The 1,124-nt window shown below is 37.4% G+C and carries 3 protein-coding genes; all 3 read right to left on the reverse strand.

Annotated features, from left to right (window positions below):
- Positions 1 to 241: IS66 family transposase (locus tag NEH74_RS13480; RefSeq protein ID WP_262941473.1), on the reverse strand; the 241-nt coding region annotated here is incomplete at its 3' end.
- A gap of 33 nt (positions 242 to 274) precedes the next feature.
- Positions 275 to 808, reverse strand: a complete 534-nt coding sequence (locus NEH74_RS13485; protein WP_055306070.1) for an IS66 family transposase zinc-finger binding domain-containing protein — start codon at positions 806 to 808, stop codon at positions 275 to 277.
- 94 nt (positions 809 to 902) lie between these two features.
- Positions 903 to 1,124 (reverse strand): IS66 family insertion sequence element accessory protein TnpB (gene tnpB / locus NEH74_RS13490; protein WP_262941474.1); only part of this gene is annotated, 222 nt, incomplete at its 5' end.

Below are 1,124 nucleotides of genomic sequence, written 5' to 3' on the forward strand. Positions count from 1 at the left end.
GAGATGTTGCGTCACGTCCACCCGTTCGATTTAACACTTGATAATGCGTTTCATCAGCATGAAGAACTTCTTCTTTTACCAAGATTTTGGCGAAATAATCGTAAAGTGGACGTAACCAATCCTTCGCTACTGTTATCATCCAGTTCGCCATGGTACGTCGACTTAATTCTAAACCATACGTCTTCCATTCTTTCTCTTGACGATAAAGGGGGAGGCTTAATTCATACTTTTGATGAATCATCCAGGCTAGAACACTAGGCCCAGCTAAGCTCCTTTAGATCGGTCCTTTAGGGACTTCAGCACATTGAATGGGCTGTGGTTCATAGAAATCATCACCACAATCACACTTATAAGCGTATGAATAGTACACTTTTTTATATAACTTGGCTGGGATAAAACAAACCTCTTCACGAATAATTTTCTTTCCTATCGGTTTCATCTTTTCACCACAAGACTCACATTGGCAATCTTCACCATGTAACTCACAGTGAATTTCTTCAACGGGTAAATCTTTGGTTAACTCGGCTTTACGACCGGATACCTTACGTCGACGATACGTGATTTCTTCTGTGGGTTCAGTCTTTGTTTCGTGGTTTTCTAAATGAGGATCCTCAAAAAGTGAGAGTTGATTGGGATCAATTTTAGTTTTCTCGCTTGAGGATCCATAAAGCTTTTTTGTTAAAAATTCAACCTGTTCAGTTAATTGTTTAATTTTTTGATCTTGCTCAGTGATTCGTTGAGTTTGTTGATCCAGTTTCTTTAATAAGTTCTGATTTTCTTTGATTAGTTTCGATTCAAACGTACTCAATTGCCTCACCTCTTTTTCTAAAATGATTCATGTTTGGCTTAGTATGCCCAAAATTAGATAGAAAATACAGGTTTTATTACCATTTTATAATGATTTAAATCGGACATCCTGTTTGAGCTGGTTTGATGGCTTTAGGTTGTTGAATAGATAAGCCTTCAAGTAGCCAACGAAGCTCCTGATGGGTTAATTTTTTGACTTCTTCTTGGTTTCTTGGCCATTGAAGGTTACCCTTCTCAATCCGTTTATATAATAAGATAAAACCGTCTTTATCCCAATAAAGGGCTTTGAATCGGTCTTTTTTTCGTCCACAAAATAG

Origin of the sequence: Turicibacter sp. GALT-G1, from assembly GCF_025594995.1 — a bacterium.
GTDB lineage: Bacteria > Bacillota_I > Bacilli_A > MOL361 > Turicibacteraceae > Turicibacter > Turicibacter bilis.